The following is a 16,072-nucleotide window of genomic DNA, read 5'->3' on the forward strand; positions in this document are numbered from 1 at the left end:
CCGGAAGCGCCAGCAATTGCCAGCCAGTCCAGTGACAGCACTACTGAAGGTCCGTCCCATGAGTCCCAGCGCACCAACCAGCAGCGGAAGCTTCCCGCCAACTGACGAAGCAGCCGGCGCACCGGATCCCTACATGCCCGGCCACGGCACCAACGCGTACCGTGTCACGCGCTACGAACTCGAGCTCGACTACAGGCTCAGCACCAACCGCTTGAACGGACGCGCCGTCGTGCACGCGGTTGCCCGGCGTCCGACGGCGGCCATCGTCCTGGACCTGACGGGGCTCCGGGCCACCAAGATCCAGCTGAGCGGCCGGAAGGTGCGCAAGTTCAGCCAGCGTGCCGAGCAGCTCGTCGTGGTTCCCGATGCCCTGCTGCTGCCCGACGAGGCCTTCACCCTGGACATCCGCTACGAAGGCTACCCGGCCCCGCGCCGCGGGCTGTGGGGCGAAGTCGGCTGGGAGGAACTTTCCGACGGGGTCCTCGTGGCCGGCCAGCCCAACGGCGCTGCCTCGTGGTTCCCCTGCAACGACCACCCCTTAGACAAGGCCACCTACCGGATTACGGTGACCACGGACGCCAACTACCGGCCCGTATGCAACGGCGTGCTGCTGTCCCGCAGCAGCCGGTCCAGCCGCGAGACCTGGGTGTACGAGCAGGCCGAACCGATGTCCACCTACCTCGCCACGGTCCAGATCGGACGGTACGAGCTCCTGACCCTCAACCCCGACCGGCCGTCAGGCCAGGTGCCGCAGTACGCCGCAGTTCCTGCGTCGTTGGCGGCGGCCGCCCGCCAGGGGCTGGCACGCCAGCCGGAGATGATGCGCACGTTCACCAACTGCTTTGGCCCCTACCCGTTCCCGGAGTACACCGTGGTGGTGACCGAGGATGAGCTGGAGATCCCGCTCGAGGCTCAGACCATAGCCATCCTGGGCCGCAATCATCTGCGGCCGGACTGGGAATCGCAGCGGATGATTGCCCACGAACTGTCCCACCAGTGGTTCGGGAACTCACTGACTGCGGCCTCGTGGAAGGACATCTGGCTGCACGAGGGATTCGCCTGCTACGCCGAGTGGATCTGGTCCGAGGAGGCCGGAGCCATGTCGGTCGCCGGCCGTGCCAGCGCGGCGTGGCGGAAGCTCGACGCCGGCAGCCAGGATCTGCTCGTCGGTGATCCCGGGCCGGCACTGATGTTTGATGACCGTGTGTACAAGCGCGGAGCCCTCGCGCTGCACGCGCTGCGCCTGCGCTGCGGCGACCTGGCGTTCTTCGCGCTGCTGCATGACTGGGCGGGCCGCTTCCGGCACGGCTCCGTGTCAACGCCCGAGTTCTTCCTCACCGCGGACCGCGCTACGGGCATCGATTCCGAGGCCCTTCTGCACCCCTGGCTGTTCGAAGAGGCGCTCCCGCCGCTGCCGCCCTCGTAGGCTGCGGGCGGCAAGGACGGACGCCCGCTGGCTGTTGGACCTGGGGCGACGCGCTGCGGGATCCGGCCGTATCTTCTTGCACTGGTCGGTGTCAGAATGTCCTGAACCATGGGCCACGTCGGTGAACCGGGTCCGGGCAGGAAGGACGCACGGTCGTGATCTACATCAAACGCTTTGACGAGGTCGGGCGCGGCAATGTCGGCGTGGCGGGCGGCAAGGGCGCCAACTTAGGCGAGCTGGTCCGGGCCGGGTTGCCGGTGCCCCCGGGATTCGTGCTGAGTACCGCCGCCTATGAAGATTTCGTTCATGCCAACGACCTCGAGGCAGCCATCCTCGAACTTGCCACAGTGCCGTCCACGGCGGCACCGCAGGTTTACGACGCCGCCGCCCAGCGAATCCATGCACTGTTCGCGGGAGGTGTGATGCCTGCGGCGATAGCTGCCGAACTCCGCACCGCCTATGGCCAGCTGGGCAACAACGGGGGCGCGTCGGTGGCGGTGCGGTCCTCGGCCACCGCCGAGGACCTGGACTCGGCCAGCTTCGCGGGCCAGCAGGACACCTACCTCAACGTTCGCGGCGTCGAGGGCCTGGGGGCGGCCGTCACCGCCTGTTGGGCCTCGTTGTGGACTTCCCGGGCAATGGCCTACCGTGCCCGCGAAGGCCTCGCCCCGGCCACGGTGCGCCTGGCGGTCGTGGTTCAGCGGATGGTCCAGTCTGACGCATCCGGGGTCATGTTCACCGCTAACCCGGCCAATGGGCGCCGCGACCAGATCCTGATCGGCGCCGCGTGGGGGCTGGGCGAGTCGGTGGTCGGCGGTTCGGTCACTACGGACGACATCGTCGTCGATGCCGAGACGGGCCGCGTGCACTCACGCCGGACGGCAGACAAGCAGGTCATGACCGTCTACGCCGACAACGGCACCCGGGAGCAGCCGGTGCCCGCACCTCAACGCACGCAGCCCGTGCTCGACGAAGGGGAGGCGGCCACGTTGGCTGGCTACGGCATGCGGATCGTGGCGCATTTCGGGGCCCCGCAGGACATTGAGTGGGCGTTGGCGGGCGGGGAGTTCTTCATCGTGCAGGCCCGGCCGATCACCGCGCTGCCCGAACCGGCTGCTGACACCCCCACCCGCTGGCCGGTGCCGTACCCGAAAGGGCTGTATTTCCGCGCAAGCATTGTCGAGCAGCTGCCCGACCCGCTCTCACCGCTTTTCGCTGACCTCATCGACGGGTCCGTGAGCCGGTCACTGAAGGCCTTGCTGGCCGAGGCCGTGGGCCGGAATGTCATTCGCGAGGGCGACGTCGGACTACCCACCATCAACGGCTACGCCTATTACTATTACCGCACCTCGGGAATGTGGCGCATGATGGGCAAGTCCCTGACCGCAGTGCGGGCCCTGGTTCGCGGCGAGGCGCATATGGGTGTCACCGGCTGGCGGGAATTCTCCCACCCCCGCTACGAGCGGATCGTTGAGGCCTGGTCGGCGAAGCCGGTCGCGGACCTCTCGGGACAGGATCTGCTCGAGGGTGTATCGGCGCTGCTGGACGCCGCGACCGTGTACTACACCGCCGTGCAGTCAATCATCCCGGTCGCCGCGACCAGCGAAATCTCCTTCCGGGCCTATTACGACAAACTGGTGCGGCGCGCCGGCGATCCACCCGCCCTGACGTTCCTCCTCGGGTACGACAGCGAGCCAATCCGGGCGGAGAAGTCACTGTACGACCTGGCAGTCTGGGCTCGCGGAGTGCCGGGGCTGGCGCCGGTGATCCTGAGTACACCGACGGCGGCACTGGCCCGGTCGCAGCGCACCGGGTCTCCGCCGGCAGGGATGGACCCGGAGCTGTGGCAGCAGTGGCGTCCCCGGTTCCAGCGTCACCTGGACCGCTTCGGACATGCCGTCTACAACCTGGACTTCCTCAGCCCGGTGCCTGCCGACGACCCCGGGCCAGTGCTGGAGACGGTGAAGTTCTATCTGCGCGGACAGGGAAATGACCCACACGAGCGCCAGCGGCTGTCCGCCGCCCGCCGGGAGGACCAAACCGCCAGGATGATGGCACGGCTCCACCAGGCCCGCAGGGCCGGGTTCAGCCGGCTGCTGCGCTGGGCCCAAAACGCCGCCCCGATCAGAGAGGACGCCCTGGCCGACATCGGCCTGGCCTGGCCCCTCATGCGGCGGATGCTGCTCGAGCTGGGACGACGCCTTGTCGGGTCGGGCATCATCGCCGATCCCTCCGACGTGTTCTGGCTGCGTCTCCAGGAACTGCGCAGCGCCACCGAATTCGGCCTCGCCGATCCGGGCCCGCAGGCCGGCGCCACTGCCGCCGTTCCCGGAGTCGTGAGGATCGCCGGGGCCGGACGGCCGGTCCGCGCCGACGTCGTCGAGCAGCGCAAGATGCTCTGGCGGGGCCAGCGCAAGGCCACCGCCCCGCAGCTCCTGCCCGAGAGCCGGTGGATGCGGCGGCTGTTTGCGGGGGTGATGCCCGCGGGCTCCCAGGAGCAGCGCGGAGACACCATCACGGGGGTCGGCGCCAGCTCGGGTCAGGTCAGTGCCCCTGCCCGCGTCCTGAGCGGCCCCGAGGACTTCGCCCTGATGCAGCCGGGGGATGTCCTGGTCGCCCGGATGACGACGCCGGCGTGGACCTCGCTGTTCGCAATGGCCTCGGCCGTGGTCACCGACGTCGGTGGCCCGCTGAGCCACAGCTCGATCGTTGCCCGCGAGTACGGCATCCCTGCCGTTCTGGGTACGGGCGTGGCGACCCAGCGGCTCAGAAGCGGCCAGCACATCCGCGTCGACGGCGACGCCGGCACGGTGGTCATCGAGCATGACGCCCTCAACCCGACAACTTCCCCAGCCAGGGAATGAAGGAAAGGGCGGCGGCGGCACCGAAGTCCGCTGGCAGGCCCGTCTCGGCCGGGGCCAGGTCCCGGATCAGCTGCCGGATGCCCGGGTCGTGGAGGACGTCGAGGGTTTCCGGGGCTGTCCGCAGCCCGTCGCCGGTCATTTTGAGCCAGGCTTCCTTCCGGGTCCAGAGCCGAGCCCGTTCGCGCAGCAGGACCCGGCCGGACAGTCCCCGCAAGCCCTGCTGTTCCGCCGGGGCCAGCGCCACGGCATCGAAGCCGTCGAAATCCGTCCGGGCGGGGTCCTCGACGTCGATCCCGAGGCGCAGGCCCGGTCCGGGATCGATTACGGCCGCCAGCAGCGTCCACCCCGCGGCCCGGGACAGGCTGAGCAGCAGCGGGACGGCGGCGCCGGCCCCCGCAGACCCCTTCAGGGTATAGCCGGGCCGGCCGTGGGAGATGCCGGGTCCGGTCCCGCAGCGGGGACAGCTGTAGCAGGCGGTGAGGTCCGACGCCGGCACGTCCAGCAGCCCGGCGGCAAAACGCCGCTGGGCCAGCCGGCCGGTCAGGAAGACTGCCCGCGTGCCGGGCAGCATGGCGTCCGCGCGCGCCAGTTCGGCGGCATCCAGCAGCTCCGGCGCGTCACGTTCCTGCCCTCCCGGCCACTCGGAAGAGCAGACGGGAGGGCAGGAACGCAGGAGGAGCAATGGCGGCATCTGCTTAGCTCCCGGGCTCGATCAGACGGGCGATCGGCGGTCTATCGCGCGGTCAGCGCTGGACCGCTCCGAAGCGTTCGGCGGCCACCGCGACGGCGCTTTCGCGCGCCGCGGATGCCTCGTCGGCCGTCAGGGTGCGGTCTGCGGCGCGGAAGCGCAGGCTGAACGCCAGGGACTTCCTGCCGTCTTCAATGCCCTTGCCCGCGTACACGTCGAACAGCGCAACGTCCTCGAGCAGTTCGCCGGCACCTTCGCGCAGGGCCGAGAGGACATCGTCCGCCGGGATCTCCTGCGGGACCACGAGGGCCACGTCCTGGCTGGCCACGGGGTACGTCGAGATGTGCCGGGCCACGATCACGTCGGCCGCGGCTTCGAAGAGCGCATCGGCGTTGAGCTCCAGCGCCACCGAGCGTGCCGGCATGTCGTGTGCCGCCAGCAGTTTCGGGTGCAGTTCGCCGGCGTAGCCGACCACCTCGCCGGAGCGGAGCGCCAGCTGCGCGGCCCGTCCCGGGTGGAAGGCCTGGTGCTGCCCCTGGCTGACCAGGATGTCGACGCCGAGGACGTCGCCGGCAATCCGGGCGATGTCCAGCGCGTCGGCCCAGTCCCACGGACGGGGCGTGTGCACGGCCGCGGCCGGTGAATCATGGCCGGTCAGCACCGCGGCGAGGTGCAGCGGCTGGTCCGGGACGCCATCGTACAGGGCATCCAGCACCTCGTCGGCAGGCTTGACGCCGAGCGGCGGAATCGTGGCGGTACCGAGCGTTTCGCCCGGCAGGAACACGAGCCCGGTCTCGAACAAGGCCAAGTCGCGGAACCCGCGCGAGTGGTTCCGCTTCGCCACCTCGATGAGCCCGGGCAGGATGGACGTCCGCAGGTAGCCGTGTTCCTCGCTGATCGGGTTGGCGAGTTTGAGGGCCGTGCGGGCCGTCCCTTCGGAAGGCACGCCGAAGGTGTCGTTGGCGGCCTTGGAGACGAACGGATAGGCCAGGACCTCGGTGAGGCCGGCGTCGGCCAGCGCCTGGATCAGGCGGCGCCGCTGCTGCTGAACGCGGGTCAGGCCGCGGCCCGGGGGAGCCACCGGAAGGGTAGCGGGGATCTTGTCGTAGCCGACCAGCCGGGCGATTTCCTCGGAGAGGTCTTCCTTGGTTTCCAGGTCATTGCGCCAACTCGGAGCCGTCACAAGGTAGCCTTCGTGGTTCTTCTCGACGGCGGCGCCCAGGTCCTCCAGCGAGGTGACAATCTGCTGCTCGCTCAAGTCGATCCCGATCCGGTTCGCGGCGAAGGCGGCCGGCAGCTGGATGGTGACGGCCTCCGGTGCGGTCCCGACGTCGGTCCCGGCTTCGTCAGCCGTGCCGCCGGCGAGCTCGACCAGGAGATCCACCACGCGCTGGGCAGCAACGTTGGCGACCTGCCAGTCAACTCCGCGTTCGAAACGCTTGGACGCCTCGGACGGCAGCTTGTGGCGGCGGCGTGAGCGGGCGATCGAGACCTCGTCGAAGTGCGCCGCCTCGACGAGGACATTGGCGGTGGAGTCCGACACCTCGGTGTGGGCGCCGCCCATGACGCCGGCGATGCCGATCGCTCCGGAGTCGTCCGTGATCAGGAGGTCCTCGACGTCGAGCGCGCGCTCCTTGCCGTCCAGGGTGGTGATTTTCTCCCCTGCCCTGGCCCGCCGGACCACAATGTCACCGGAGAGCCTGTCCCGGTCATAGCAGTGGTTCGGCTGGCCGAGTTCAAGCATGACGTAGTTGGAGATGTCCACCGGGAGGGAGATGGCCCGGATGCCGGCCAGCCGGAGGCGGGAGGACATCCACGGCGGGGTGGGCCGGGTGGCGTCCACGCCGCGCACGGTGCGGGCCACGAAGCGGTCGCAGCCCTGCTTGCCGTAGATGGGGGCGTCGTCGTTGATCTTGACGCCGAATCCGCCGGACAGTGTGACCGGAGCCTGGACCTTTGACGCCGGGTCCGTGAACGCGGTGCCGGTGGCGTGCGCGTATTCACGGGCGGCGCCGCGGATCGAGAACGCGTAGCCGCGGTCCGGGGTCACATTGATCTCGGCGGCCTGGTCGTGGAGGCCGAGGAGCTCCATGGCGTCGGTGCCCAGCTCGGGGTCGAGGCCGATCCGGGACAGTACGAGGATGCCGTCGTGGTCCTCACCGATGCCCAGCTCGCGGACGGAGGCAATCATCCCGGCGGACAGGTGCCCGTAGGTCTTCCGGGCCGAAATGCGGAAGTCGCCCGGCAGCACGGCACCCGGAAGGGTGACCACCACCTTGTCGCCTTCCACGAAGTTGTGGGCCCCGCAGATGATCCCCTGCACGCCGGAGGGGTCGATGCCCTCTCCGGTGAGGGTCTGTTCCTGTCCTTCCGGGACAACCCGGACCTGGCACCAGTTGATGGTCTTGCCGTTGGACTGCGGTTCCTTGACCCGGCTCAGGACCTGGCCCACCACGATCGGACCCTGGAGGGCGTCCGTGGGGCGGTGGACCGCTTCTTCTTCAAAACCGACCTTGACGAGCTCCGCCATGACGTCTTCGGCCGATGCTCCGGCCGGTACCTGCGCGAATTCACGCAGCCAGGAAAGTGGGATACGCACTGTTAGATCTCCATCCCGAAGTGCTCGCTGAAACGTACATCGCCTTCGATCATGTCGCGCATGTCGCCGACCTCGTTGCGGAACATGAGGGTGCGCTCAATGCCCATGCCGAAGGCAAAACCTGAATAGATGTCCGGATCGATGCCGGCGGCGCGGAGGACGTTGGGGTTGACCATGCCGCAGCCGCCCCACTCGATCCAGCGTGGTCCGCCCTTGGCGCCCGGGTGCCAGATGTCCAACTCTGCGGAAGGCTCGGTGAACGGGAAGTAGTTGGGGCGCAGCCGGATCTGGGCCTCGTCGCCGAACATCTGGCGTGCGAAGTGCTCCAGGGTTCCGCGGAGGTCGGCCATGCTGAGCTTCTTGTCGATGGCGAGGCCCTCGAACTGGTGGAACACAGGTGTGTGGGTTGCGTCGAGCTCGTCGGTGCGGAACACCTTGCCCGGGCAGAGCACGTAGATGGGCAGTTCGCGTTCCAGCATTGAGCGGACCTGCACCGGGGAGGTGTGCGTGCGCATCAGCAGGTGGGCCTCGGGCGGTTCCACGAAGAAGGTGTCCTGCATGTCGCGGGCGGGGTGGTCCGGCTTGAAGTTCAGCGCATCGAAGTTAAACCATTCGGACTCAACCTCGGGCCCCTCGGCGATTTCCCAGCCCATGCCGACGAAGATGTCCGCCACGCGATCCTGCAGGGTGGAAAGCGGGTGGCGTGCGCCGGCCCGGCGGCGGCGGGGAGCCGCGGTGACGTCCACGGTCTCCTCGACGAGGATCCGCGCGTCGTTCTCGGCTTCGAGCTCGGCGGTGCGGTCCGCGAGCGCCTTGTTGACGCGTCCGCGGGAGGCGCCCATGAGTTTTCCGGCGGCGGCCTTCTGATCCTTCGGCAGTCCGCCGATTTCACGGTTGGCGAGGCTCAGCGCGGACTTTTCGCCGGTGTGCGCGAGGCGCACAGCCTTGAGTTCATCGAGCGTGGCGGCGGCGGCTATGGCGGCAACGGCCTGGTCTACGGCGGCGGTAATGGCGTCTTCATCCAGAGGATTCGGGACGGCGCCCGGCAAAGTTTCAGTCATCTACTGTTCTTAGCTACGAGTCGGGTCATGCCAACGGCACCGGCACTCGCACAGGGCACTGGCACAGGTCATTGACAATGTTTATTGTCACTGGGCAGGGCTCGCCGAAATCCCTCCGGCGGGCACTCCCCTCCAGTCTAGTAGAAGGCTGTCTGCCCGAAGTGACAGTACTCCCGGCCTCTCCCGGCCGCCCCCGCTACCATGGCCTTATGACGCCCGGACAACGGCTGCGGCAGATCGCCAATGTGCTCAACGGTTCGACCCTCCTGGGCCTGCTGCTGGCGGCCTGTGCCCGCACTTCCGTCAGCCCCGGTCCGCACGGCCTGCTGATCGCGAGCCGCTACCGGTGGCGGCTCCCCTTGGCCGGGGCCTTCACCGTGGGCAACGTGGTGCTGTTCCGGACCGGCCCGGAAGTCGCCCGCTCCAATCCTGTTCTCTTGTGCCATGAGGAGCGGCACAGCACCCAGTACGCCTGGTGCCTGGGCCTGCCCTTCCTGCCGTTGTATTTCATCGCCGCGGCCTGGTCCCTCTGGCGGACGGGCAACCCGGCGTCGGCCAATATCTTTGAGCGGCACGCCGGGCTGCAGGCCGGCGGCTACCCGGACCCGCAAGTGACCACCGGCGGAACGGGCCCGACGGCCCCTGAGCGGAACGAGGCTTGACATGACGGACAGCCCGAGGACTATTTCGGTGACCGGAACCGGCAGCGCGGAAGCCGCACCGGACCTGCTGACCCTCTCGATCGGCGTCGAGTGCCGCCGGGAGGATGTCGGCGCGGCGTACGGCGAGGCCGGAAGGGTCTCAGCCGCGATCACCGCCGTGCTCCGGGATCACGGCGTCGGCAGCCGCGACATCACGATGTCCGGGCTGAACGTCCGCGCCGAGGTCAACTGGCAGGAAGGCCGGGGGCAGACGGTTTCCGGCTATCTGGCGTCCAGCGTGCTCAGCGTCCGGATCCGGGAGCTCGCCGGTTCCTCGGACATCATCGCGGCGGCTGTCGCTGCCGGCGGCAACGACGTCCGGCTCACCGGGCTGGAACTGGGCTTCGTGGATCCCTCCGCCGTCGAGACCCGCGCCCGTGAGTCCGCCTGGAGCGACGCCCGCACGACGGCGCAGCACTACGCGGCCCTCGCCGGTGCCGGGCTCGGCAAGGTGGTCTCCGTCGCCCAGCAGTCCGGGTTCCAGCCGCCCGTCCCGGTGGCGAAGATCCAGCGCGCCGTGGCAGCGGAGTCGCTCACCGTCGAGGCCGGCGAGTCAAGCATGACCGCCACGGTCGGCGTCGTCTGGGAACTCGCTTGAACCCTGCGGGCCGGCGTCCTAGTGCGTTGCGCCGATCCCGACCTTCTTTTCGGGAATCAGCGCCCTCGGCTCAGAGTTGCGCGGGTTTGCCTCCGGCTGCCCAAGGCGATGACGTTGTTCGGCGGAGCGGCCCCAGGCCGTTCCGACCAGAATGAGGGCAATGCCGCAGTATCCGGCGACCCCGAAGCTGTCCTGCGCGATGGTGATTCCGATGACGGCCGCCCAGACCGGCTCGGTACCGAGGAGGAGACTGACCCGTGATGGTGAAGTCCGCCGGACTGCCCAGGTCTGCACGAAGAAGGCGAAGACCGTACAAATGACAACCAGATAGAGGAAGATCAGCGCCCGTCCGGGATTCAACTGAGACAGGTAGTGAGGGATGGAATCCCCATAGAACAACGATCCCGCCGCAAAGAGCACCGCGCACGTGGCGAGCTGCACCGTGGTGAGGTGAATCGAGTCCATGGCTTTTCCGCGAGTAAGCCTGTGCATCGAGGTGACGTGCACGGCCCGCACCACTGCGGCGATCAGCATCAGCAGGTCTCCGGGACCAGGCTGCTGGAAGGCGCCGTTGCCGGCGAGGAGGACCACCCCGGCCACGGCGAGCGCGGCCGCCAGGAAGAACCTGCCCGGAAGCCGACGGCGGGAGAGGACTGACTCAAGAATTGGAGTGAATACGATCGTCAGGCTGATGATGAGTCCGGCGTTCGTCGCCGAGGTATGCGCGATCCCGAAGGTTTCGAACGCGAAGACGGCAGAAAGCAGCACCCCGATGAGGACGCCGGCAAGCAGCTCCGAATGCGCCACGCACTTCCGCCGGACGGTCACGATTGCTGCCATGATGGCGGCGGCCAGCAGCATACGCAGGGCAAGAAGGGCGACCACTGAGCCTGGCGCGACCAGTTCTTTAGCCACGAGGTAGGTCGATCCCCACGCCGCGGCAACGAACAGCAACAGCAGGTCAACGCGATATCGTCCAAAGGAAGTCAGCACCAGGCCATCGTCCCGACCCAAGTTCCTTAATACAAGGGAGCAGTTTCGCTCCTGATGCATTAGTTTGAACTTATGGAACTGGGCCAGCTTCGTGCTTTGCGGGAACTGGGTGACCGGGGCAGCATTTCCGCAGCCGCCGCGGCTCTGCACGTCACCCCGTCATCGGTGTCGCAGCAAATCAGCGCCCTGCAGCGCAGGTCCCCCGCTCCGCTGACGTTCAAAAACGGACGAAGAACGGCCCTGACAGATGCCGGAAGGGCCTTGGCCCTGGCCGCCGTAGAGGTCGAAGTCGCCCTGGAGCGGGCCGAGCAGGCAGTGGCACAATTTCAGAGCGAGCCGGAGGGGACCGTGTCGGTGGCGGCCTTCCACAGCGCGGCACTGGCACTCTTCGGCCCCCTACTTACCGCGCTGAACGCTCCTGACCAACCCGGGATCGCACTCAGCGATTTCGATGTTGCCCAGGAAGATTTCCCCGCCCTCACCCAGAACCACGACCTGGTCATTGCCCACCGGTTGACCGGCAGCCCGCCCTGGCCAGGCTCGGTGCGCGTCGAACCGCTCCTGTTCGAGCCGTTGGACCTCGTCGTCCGCCGGGAGCACCGCCTTGCGGCGCAGGAGTCAATCCTGCCGGAAGATCTTCGCGGGGAAGCATGGGTTGCAGTGCACCATGGATTTCCTCTTGAGGCCGCCGTTGCCCAGATCACCGGCCTCGGCGGTGTCGAGGCGCGCATCCTTCATCGCATCAACGAGTTTTTTGTTGCCGCAGCCGTTGTCGCCGCCAGCGACTGTGTTGCGCTGATGCCCCGGTACACGGCGGACATGCAAAATCATCCGGAACTGGTTCTCAGGCCGCTTTCCTACCCTAGGCCCGGGCGGCACATCGACTGCCTCGCGCGACCTGAAACCCTCGAACGCGCGAACGTGAAAACGGTCCTGGCGCGGCTCAGGGCCGTCGTGACAAACCTGGCCCCGCCTACGCCTTGACATAAACTCGAACATACATTCGAATGTAGGCATGAGATGGGACGCACAAGCACTCACGCCATCGCCTAAAGGCAGCACATCTAAAGGCAGCACGCCTATAGACAACACGCCTAAAGACAGCACGCCTAAAGACAGCACGCCTAAAGACAGCACGCCCGGCGGCAACAGCGGGTCCCCGGGCGCCCCGGCCCCGGATGCCTTGCTGCCGCTGGCCGGGCTTGTGCGCTCCGTGTCCACCCCTGAGTTTGCCGGGGTCACCTTCCATGAGGTCACCGCAAAATCGGTGCTCAACAAGGTGGTCGCCGGTTCGCACATGCCGTTCGAGTGGACCATCAACCCCTACCGCGGCTGCAGCCACGCCTGCGTTTACTGCTTCGCCCGTAAGAGCCACACGTACCTGGACTTCGACGCCGGACTGGACTTCGACAGCCAGGTGGTGGTCAAGATCAACGCCGCCGAGGTCCTCCGCAGGGAACTGGCCAAGCCGTCCTGGCGCCACGAGCACGTCGCCTTGGGCACCAACACGGACCCTTATCAGCGGGCCGAGGGCCGGTACAAGCTCATGCCGGGCATCATCGGTGCCCTCGCAGACTTCGGCACTCCGCTGTCCATCCTGACCAAGGGCACGCTCCTTGCCCGGGACATTCCGCTCCTGAAGCATGCCGCGGCCCAGGTCCCCGTCGGGGTGGGCATCTCGCTGGCCATGACCAACGAGCAGCTCTCGGAATCCGTGGAGCCGGGCACCCCGGGCCCGCGGGCGCGGCTGAAGTTGATCACCCGGCTGCGGGAGGCGGGGCTGCCATGCGGGGTCATGGCCATGCCCATCCTGCCGTGGCTTTCGGACAGCGACGAGGCCCTCGACTCCTTGTTCGGGTCCCTGGCGGCGGCCGGTGCCACCGGTGTCACGGCAGGCGCCCTGTATCTGAAGCCCGGCACCCGGGAATGGTTCATGCAGTGGATCGCCAGGCAGCATCCGGCGCTCGCCGGCAAGTACCGGCGCCTCTACGGCAGCGGTTCCTACGCCTCGAAGGAATACCGGGCGTGGCTCGCCGGACGCATCCGCCATTTCAAGGCCCTGCATGGTTTCTCCGGCTCCCAGGGGTTCAGCCACAAGGACCTCAATGAGGAGCCGCGGGAGGAGGTAGCCCGGTATCCGGCCGGCAGCATCCCGGAGACGGCAGCCGCCTCAAAAGGTCAACACGGAAGCCTCGCAAGCGAAGCCGCACAGCCCACCCTGTTTTGACGACGACTGTTCTGACGAAGGCTAGAGTGCCTTGACGGCGCCCAGCACCTTGGCCAGCGAGTCTTTCGCGTCCCCGAACAGGAGCGAGGTCTTCGGGTCGTGCAGGAGCTCGTTTTCGATCCCGGCGAACCCCGGGCGCATCGAACGCTTCAGGAACACCACCTGCTGGGCCTGCACCACCTCCAGGATCGGCATCCCGTAGATCGGCGACCCGGGCGAGGACTTCGCGGCCGGGTTGACCACATCGTTGGCGCCGACCACCAGCACGATATCGGTGTTCGGGAACTCCGGGTTGACCTCACCCAGCTCCCGCAGCGACTCATACGGCACATTGGCCTCGGCCAGAAGCACATTCATGTGGCCCGGCATCCGCCCGGCCACCGGATGGATGGCGAAGACCACCTCCACCCCGCGCGCCGTCAACGCGTTGGCGAGCTCAGCCACCGTGTGCTGACCCTGCGCCACGGCCAGCCCGTAACCCGGAACGATCACCACGCGCTGGGCGTAGCCGAGCTGGACGGCTACATCCTCCGGCGAGGAGGACCGCACCGGCCTGTCGCTCTGGGTGGTCGAACCCGCCGTCGAGCCGCCGCGGAAGGCCCCGAACATGATGCCCGCGACTCCGCGTCCCATCGCCGAGGCCATCACCTTGGTCAGGATGGTTCCGCTCGCGCCTACGAGCGTTCCGGCGACAAGCAGGAGCACGTTGCCGAGCACCACTCCGGATGCGGCCACCGCGAGCCCGGTGAACGCGTTGAGCAGGGAGATCACGATCGGCACATCGGCCCCGCCGACGGGCAGCACCAGGAGGAGCCCGGCCGCGAGCCCCAGGCCCAGCAGGGCGAGAGCCCAGCCGGCGGAGCCGGTCAGGATGATGACGACGCCGGAGGTGACCGCTCCCAGGACGACCACCGCCATCACCCAGGGCATGCCGGGAAAGAGCAGCGGGCGCGTGCTGATCAGTTCCTGCAGCTTTCCCACGGTCACGGCTGAGCCGGCGAAGGACACGGCCCCGACCAGCATCGTGAAGACCACGGCGAGGCGGACCCACGGGTCCTCGCTGTGGCCGAGTTCCAGCACGGCGACCAGGGCGGCGGCCCCGCCCCCGACGCCGTTGAACAGCGCGACAAGCTGCGGCATCTGGGTCATCTGCACGCGCCGGGCGACCGGGACGGCGACGGCGGAGCCGACGGCGATCGCGGCCAGGATCAGCGGGATGTTGTCCAGCCGTGCGGACAGGAAGACGGTCACCACGGCCACGAGGGCGCCGGCGGCTCCGATGGAGTTGCCGCGGCGGGCGCTCCGGGGCGAGCTGAGGCCCTTCAGCGCCAGGATGAAGCAGACGGCGGCCACCAGGTAGAGCAGCGCGGTCCAGCCGGGGGCGAGGATGCTCATGAGCCCTCCCCCGTGACCCTGTCACGGGCGCTGTCACGGGCGCCGTCTCCGGCGCGGGGCCGGGCCGGCTTGCGTCCGCCGAACATCTCCAGCATCCGGTCGGTGACGACGAAGCCGCCGACCAGGTTGGCGGTCGCGAGGACCACGGCGAGGAGGGCGATGGTGAGCACCCACGGGTCTCCGGCCTGCCCCGCAACGATGATGGCGCCGACGAGGATGATCCCGTGGATGGCGTTGGCGCCGGACATCAGCGGCGTATGCAGCTTGCTGGTCACCTTGGAAACCACTTCGAAGCCCACGAAGACGGCGAGCACCACAACCGTCAGCAGCGTGACCGGATCCATCAGGGCTGTTCCTCCAATGCTGCTGCGGTGGCGGCGTGCCGCACGGAGCCGCCACAAGTCAGGCACGCGCCGGCAACCACCTCGTCGTCGAAGTCCGGGGCGACCCGGCCGTCGGCGGTCATCAAGGCGAGCAGGTTGCTGACGTTCTTGGCGAACAGGCGGGACGCATCCGAGGGCATCGCGGACGCCGCATCGCGCAGACCGACCAGAGTCACGAATCCTCCGACCACAGGAACTTGGACGTCCTGGCCGGCAATGACACCTTCGACGTTCCCGCCGGATTCGGCGGCGAGGTCGACGACGACGGAACCGGCCCGCATGCCTGCCACCATGTCCGTCGTGACCAGCAAGGGAGCGGCGCGGCCCGGAATGGCCGCCGTGGTGATGAGGACGTCCGCAGCCGCGACATGCGGGGCGAGGAGGCCGCGCTGGCGCCGGGCCCGGTCCTCGCCGAGTTCGCGTGCGTAGCCTCCGGTTGCTTCCACGGCGGCGTCGAGGTCCAGATTGATGAACGTGCCGCCCATCGAGGCGACCTCGTCCGCGGAAGCCGCCCGGATGTCATTGGCTGAAACCCGGGCCCCCAGCCGTTTCGCGGTGCCGATGGCCTGCAGCCCGGCGACGCCGGCCCCGAGGACCAGCACCCTCGCGGGCGGGATGGTTCCGGCGGCCGTCATGTAAAGCGGGAAGAACCGTGGATAGCGCAGGGCCGCCTCCAGCACGGCTCGGTAGCCGGCGACGAGCGATTGGGAACTGAGCGCATCCATGGACTGTGCCCGGGAGATCCGCGGGACAAGTTCAAGCGCGAAGGAGGTGACGCCGGCTGCGGCCAGGGCACGGACTGTCGGCAGCTCCGAGGCCGGGGACGCAAACCCGATGGTGATGGTGCCGGGCCGAAGCCGGCCCGCGGTCTCCGGCGTGAGCGGCCGGACGTGCAACAGGACGTCCAGTGATTCGAGCGGGAGCTCGGCGATCATCGTGGCTCCGGCCTCTTTGAACGCGGCGTCCGGGAAGCCGGCCTCCGTTCCGGCGCCGCCCTCCACGACGACGTTCAGGCCGAGGGCGGTCAGCTGCCGCACCGTTTCCGGCGTGGCCGCGACCCGGCGTTCCCCCGCTCGCTGTTCCCGTCCGACACCGACCTGCACGGGCCACTCCTCTCGATTCGCTTCAGCGTAGCCA

General features: G+C 68.3%; 13 protein-coding genes. 6 read left to right on the forward strand and 7 right to left on the reverse strand.

Features of this window, described 5'->3' with window-relative positions:
- Positions 1-58: 58 nt before the first annotated feature.
- Positions 59-1,426, forward strand: coding sequence for a M1 family metallopeptidase (locus ACQCSY_RS02230; RefSeq protein WP_427132809.1), 1,368 nt, complete (start codon positions 59-61; stop codon positions 1,424-1,426).
- 155 nt (positions 1,427-1,581) lie between these two features.
- Complete coding sequence (locus ACQCSY_RS02235) at positions 1,582-4,290, forward strand: PEP/pyruvate-binding domain-containing protein (RefSeq protein WP_427132811.1); 2,709 nt, start codon at positions 1,582-1,584, stop codon at positions 4,288-4,290.
- Here ACQCSY_RS02235 and ACQCSY_RS02240 read toward each other — a convergent pair.
- From ACQCSY_RS02240 to pheS, 3 genes are read right to left on the reverse strand one after another with little or no spacing between them, the layout of a single operon-like run.
- Positions 4,259-4,981 (reverse strand): 4'-phosphopantetheinyl transferase family protein, encoded by a 723-nt coding sequence (locus tag ACQCSY_RS02240; RefSeq protein WP_427132812.1) that lies wholly within the window; start codon positions 4,979-4,981, stop codon positions 4,259-4,261. The genes ACQCSY_RS02235 and ACQCSY_RS02240 overlap by 32 nt on opposite strands.
- A gap of 52 nt (positions 4,982-5,033) precedes the next feature.
- Positions 5,034-7,577, reverse strand: coding sequence for a phenylalanine--tRNA ligase subunit beta (gene pheT / locus ACQCSY_RS02245; protein WP_427132814.1), 2,544 nt, complete (start codon positions 7,575-7,577; stop codon positions 5,034-5,036).
- A 2-nt stretch (positions 7,578-7,579) separates the two neighbouring features.
- On the reverse strand, positions 7,580-8,638 hold the full coding sequence (gene pheS / locus ACQCSY_RS02250) for a phenylalanine--tRNA ligase subunit alpha (RefSeq protein WP_427132816.1): 1,059 nt from the start codon (positions 8,636-8,638) through the stop codon (positions 7,580-7,582).
- Positions 8,639-8,847: 209 nt separating this feature from the next.
- On the opposite strand from pheS, the gene ACQCSY_RS02255 reads away from it, so the two are divergent.
- Both ACQCSY_RS02255 and ACQCSY_RS02260 read left to right on the forward strand, forming a co-directional pair.
- Positions 8,848-9,300, forward strand: coding sequence for a hypothetical protein (locus ACQCSY_RS02255; RefSeq protein WP_427132818.1), 453 nt, complete (start codon positions 8,848-8,850; stop codon positions 9,298-9,300).
- Between the two features lie 28 nt (positions 9,301-9,328).
- Complete coding sequence (locus ACQCSY_RS02260; protein ID WP_427132820.1) at positions 9,329-9,937, forward strand: SIMPL domain-containing protein; 609 nt, start codon at positions 9,329-9,331, stop codon at positions 9,935-9,937.
- A gap of 18 nt (positions 9,938-9,955) precedes the next feature.
- On the opposite strand, the gene ACQCSY_RS02265 is transcribed toward ACQCSY_RS02260, so the two are convergent.
- Entirely contained in the window at positions 9,956-10,930 is a 975-nt protein-coding gene (locus tag ACQCSY_RS02265) for a DMT family transporter (RefSeq protein ID WP_427132822.1), read from the reverse strand.
- 72 nt (positions 10,931-11,002) lie between these two features.
- Between ACQCSY_RS02265 and ACQCSY_RS02270 the strand changes: the two genes are divergently transcribed.
- Positions 11,003-11,914, forward strand: a complete 912-nt coding sequence (locus tag ACQCSY_RS02270) for a LysR family transcriptional regulator (protein ID WP_427132824.1) — start codon at positions 11,003-11,005, stop codon at positions 11,912-11,914.
- 31 nt (positions 11,915-11,945) lie between these two features.
- Positions 11,946-13,157, forward strand: a complete 1,212-nt coding sequence (locus ACQCSY_RS02275; protein WP_427132826.1) for an Rv2578c family radical SAM protein — start codon at positions 11,946-11,948, stop codon at positions 13,155-13,157.
- Positions 13,158-13,178: 21 nt separating this feature from the next.
- On the opposite strand, the gene ACQCSY_RS02280 is transcribed toward ACQCSY_RS02275, so the two are convergent.
- The 3 genes from ACQCSY_RS02280 to ACQCSY_RS02290 are packed head-to-tail and all read right to left on the reverse strand — an operon-like array spanning position 13,179 to position 16,038.
- On the reverse strand, positions 13,179-14,552 hold the full coding sequence (locus ACQCSY_RS02280; protein ID WP_427132828.1) for an NAD(P)(+) transhydrogenase (Re/Si-specific) subunit beta: 1,374 nt from the start codon (positions 14,550-14,552) through the stop codon (positions 13,179-13,181).
- Complete coding sequence (locus tag ACQCSY_RS02285; protein ID WP_427132829.1) at positions 14,549-14,896, reverse strand: NAD(P) transhydrogenase subunit alpha; 348 nt, start codon at positions 14,894-14,896, stop codon at positions 14,549-14,551. Before ACQCSY_RS02285 ends, ACQCSY_RS02280 begins: the two co-directional genes overlap by 4 nt.
- The gene (locus tag ACQCSY_RS02290; RefSeq protein WP_427132831.1) at positions 14,896-16,038 is read right to left on the reverse strand and encodes a Re/Si-specific NAD(P)(+) transhydrogenase subunit alpha; all 1,143 of its coding nucleotides are present in this window, start codon (positions 16,036-16,038) and stop codon (positions 14,896-14,898) included. The genes ACQCSY_RS02285 and ACQCSY_RS02290 overlap by 1 nt, the downstream gene beginning before the upstream one ends.
- Positions 16,039-16,072 lie beyond the last annotated feature (34 nt).

It is taken from the genome of Pseudarthrobacter sp. S9 (assembly GCF_050156545.1).
GTDB lineage: Bacteria > Actinomycetota > Actinomycetes > Actinomycetales > Micrococcaceae > Arthrobacter.